The 3,328-nt window shown below is 69.5% G+C and carries 3 protein-coding genes; 1 reads left to right on the top strand and 2 read right to left on the bottom strand.

The genetic code is table 11. The annotated features are described in order from the left end of the window. Positions 1-42: 42 nt before the first annotated feature. Positions 43-699, bottom strand: a complete 657-nt coding sequence (gene maiA, locus D180_RS08345; protein WP_017912437.1) for a maleylacetoacetate isomerase — start codon at positions 697-699, stop codon at positions 43-45. Positions 700-788: 89 nt separating this feature from the next. Next, the gene (locus D180_RS08340) at positions 789-1,778 is read right to left on the bottom strand and encodes a fumarylacetoacetate hydrolase family protein (RefSeq protein ID WP_017908490.1); all 990 of its coding nucleotides are present in this window, start codon (positions 1,776-1,778) and stop codon (positions 789-791) included. Positions 1,779-2,123: 345 nt separating this feature from the next. On the opposite strand from D180_RS08340, the gene D180_RS08335 reads away from it, so the two are divergent. Beyond that, a partial coding sequence (locus D180_RS08335) for a DEAD/DEAH box helicase (protein WP_017912436.1) occupies positions 2,124-3,328 on the top strand: 1,205 nt, incomplete at its 3' end.

Genomic DNA, 3,328 nt, shown 5'->3' with positions numbered 1-3,328 from the left:
CCTGCTAGGGGGTAAGACGGTATCTGCGACGATAGTCCCAGCTTACTGCGCGTCGGGCTGGCGTTCCGGGCGCGCCGCGTCGAATGCCGGCAGCGCCAGGCAGGCGCGCTCGATCCGCTCCAGGGTCGGGTAGGCCTGCAGATCCACGCCGAAGCGGCGCGCGTTGTAGAGCTGCGGCACCAGGCAGCAGTCGGCCAGGCCCGGCTGCTCGCCGTGGCAGAAGCGTCCGGTATCGGGCGACTCGGCCAGCAACTGCTCCAGCGCATCGAAGCCGGTCTGCATCCAGTGCCGCATCCATTCTTCGCGCTCGGGTTGCGGCACGTTCCAGGCGCTCTCGAAGAACTGCGTCACGCGCAGGTTGTTGAGCGGGTGGATGTCGCAGGCGATCAGTTGCGCCAGGCCGCGCACGCGGGCGCGATCGATCGGCGCGTCCGGCAGCAGCGGCGGCTCCGGCCAGCGCTCGTCCAGGTACTCCAGGATCGCCAGCGATTGGCGGATCGGCTGGCCCTCGTGGCACAGGGTCGGCACCAGTTCCTGCGGGTTCAACCGCGCATATTCCGGCGAGTGCTGCTGTCCACCGTCGCGCACCAGGTGCACCGGCAGCGACTGGTAGGCCAGACGCTTGAGCTCCAGCCCGATGCGCACCCGGTACGCGGCGCTGGAGCGCCAGTAGGTGTAGAGCTGCAGTGCCTCGTCCATGCCCGCCTCCGTCTGCGCAATCGACAACGATACCGGTGGACACCCGGGCTGCGGCGCCGCCGGTCGCCCCGGCGCCGCCGCCGGCCGGGTCAGGGCAGCGGCGCCTGCTCGATGCGCTGCTCGATCGCACCGAAGATGCTCACTCCGTCACGGTCCAACATCTCGATCCGCACCACGTCGCCGAAGGACATGTACGGCGTGCTCGGCTTGCCGTCGCGCAGGGTTTCCACGGTGCGCTGCTCGGCGAAGCAGGAGGCACCACGCGTGGTGTCCTGGTTGGCGATGGTGCCCGAGCCGACCACCGCGCCGGCCGCCAGCGGCCGGGTCTTGGCCGCGTGCGCGACCAGTTGCGCGAAATCGAACTGCATGTCCTCGCCCGCCTCGGGCGCGCCGAACCAGGCGCCGTTGATGTGGGTCAGCAGCGGCAGGTGCACCTTGTTGCCCTGCCAGGCCTCGCCCAGTTCGTCGGGAGTGACGAACACCGGCGACAGCGCCGAACGCGGCTTGGACTGCACGAAGCCGAAGCCCTTGGCCAGTTCAGGCGGAATCAGATTGCGCAGCGACACGTCGTTGACCAGGCCGATCAACTGGATGTGCGCGGCGGCCTGCGCCGGGCTGACCGCCATCGGCACGTCGTCGGTGACCACCACGATCTCGGCTTCCAGGTCGATGCCGTAGTCCTCGCTGACCACCTTGACCGCATCGCGCGGGCCGTAGAAGCCGGCGCTGACCGCCTGGTACATCAGCGGGTCGGTGTAGAAGCTCTCCGGCACCTCGGCGCCGCGCGCGCGGCGCACGCGCTCGACGTGCGGCAGGTAGGCGCTGCCGTCGAGGAACTCGTAGGCGCGGGGCAGCGGTGCCGCCAGCGCGGCCATGTCCAGGTCGAACTGGCCGTCGGCGCTGCCGTCGTTGAGCGACTCGGACAGCGCGTTCAGGCGCGGCGCGAGGTTGCTCCAGTCCTCCAGCGCGCGCTGCAGGGTCGGCGCGATGCCGGTGGCGCGCACGGCGCGGGTCAGATCGCGGGACACGACGATCAGGGTGCCGTCGCGACCGCCTTCCTTCAGGGAACCTAGCTTCATGTCCGTCCAGTGCTGGGGGCTGAGCCGGCGATTGTACGGCCAGACGCCGGCTTGGTTTCAACTGAAACGGACCCGCATTTTGTGCAGCGCGCCAATTCAGGTACACTATCTCGGTCTGCATGCGGCCGTCCGTTTCCCTCAGGGACCGCCGGCGAGGCCAGGATCGCAACGATCCGACTCGCCCGCCCCGCCCGACGTCTTTCGTGGTGCCGACGAACCCCAGCCTCGCGCTGCGGGTTGATCCACCCTCTCGCAGCGCGGTTCACGGGAACGCTCCGAGCCTCACCTACTTGCGTCTGCGCGCCGGGTCCGTCCCGGCGCCGGCGCGTTATCCGGAGCATTCTCATGTCGTTCGAATCCCTGGGCCTTGCGCCCTTCCTGCTGCGCGCGTTGGCCGAGCAGGGCTACGAAACCCCCACCCCGATCCAGGCGCAGGCCATTCCCGTCGCCCTGGAAGGCCATGACCTGATGGCCGGCGCGCAGACCGGCACCGGCAAGACCGCCGCGTTCGGCCTGCCGCTGCTGCAGCACCTGGGCACTTCGCCGCAGTCGGTGGGCCCCGGCCCGCGCAAGCCGCGCGCGCTGATCCTGACCCCGACCCGCGAACTGGCCACCCAGGTCCACGACAGCCTGCGCGGCTACAGCAAGTACCTGCGCATCCCCAGCACCACCATCTACGGCGGCGTGGGCATGGGCAACCAGCTCGACGCGCTGCGCCGCGGCGTGGACCTGCTGATCGCCTGCCCGGGCCGCCTGCTCGACCACCTCGAGCGCCGCAGCGTGGACCTGTCGGGCATCGAGATCCTGGTGCTGGACGAAGCCGACCGCATGCTCGACATGGGCTTCCTGCCGTCGATCAAGCGCATCCTCGCCAAGCTGCCCAAGCAGAACCGGCAGACCCTGCTGTTCTCGGCCACCTTCGAGGAAGGCATCAAGCAGCTGGCCCGCGAGTTCATGCACGACCCGCAGGAAATCCAGGCCACCCCGAGCAACACCGTGGCCGACACCATCACCCACCGCGTGCATCCGGTGGACGGCGCGCGCAAGCGCGAACTGCTGCTGCACCTGCTGGCCGCCGACTCGCGCAAGCAGACCCTGGTGTTCGCCCGCACCAAGCACGGCGCCGACAAGCTGACCATGTTCCTGGACAAGTCCGGGTTGAAGACCGCGGCGATCCACGGCAACAAGAGCCAGGGCCAGCGCCTGCGCGCATTGAGCGACTTCAAGGCCGGCCGCATCACCGTGCTGGTGGCGACCGACATCGCCGCGCGCGGCATCGACATCGACCAGCTGCCCAAGGTCATCAACTACGACCTGCCGATGGTCGCCGAGGACTATGTGCACCGCATCGGCCGCACCGGCCGCAACGGTTCGACCGGTGAAGCAATTTCGCTGGTGGCGCAGGACGAGGCCAAGCTGCTGCGCGCGATCGCACGCCTGCTCAAGCGCGAGATGGACATCCGCGACGTGCCGGGCTTCGAGCCGGTCACGCCGATCCGCTGGGGCAACAACAACCCGCCGGACGAGCGTCCGGGCGGCCAGCGTCCGCC

Source organism: Xanthomonas sp. SHU 166 (genome assembly GCF_000364685.1).
In the GTDB taxonomy this organism is placed as follows: domain Bacteria; phylum Pseudomonadota; class Gammaproteobacteria; order Xanthomonadales; family Xanthomonadaceae; genus Xanthomonas_A; species Xanthomonas_A sontii.
This window is presented reverse-complemented; position numbering and strand designations above follow the sequence as displayed.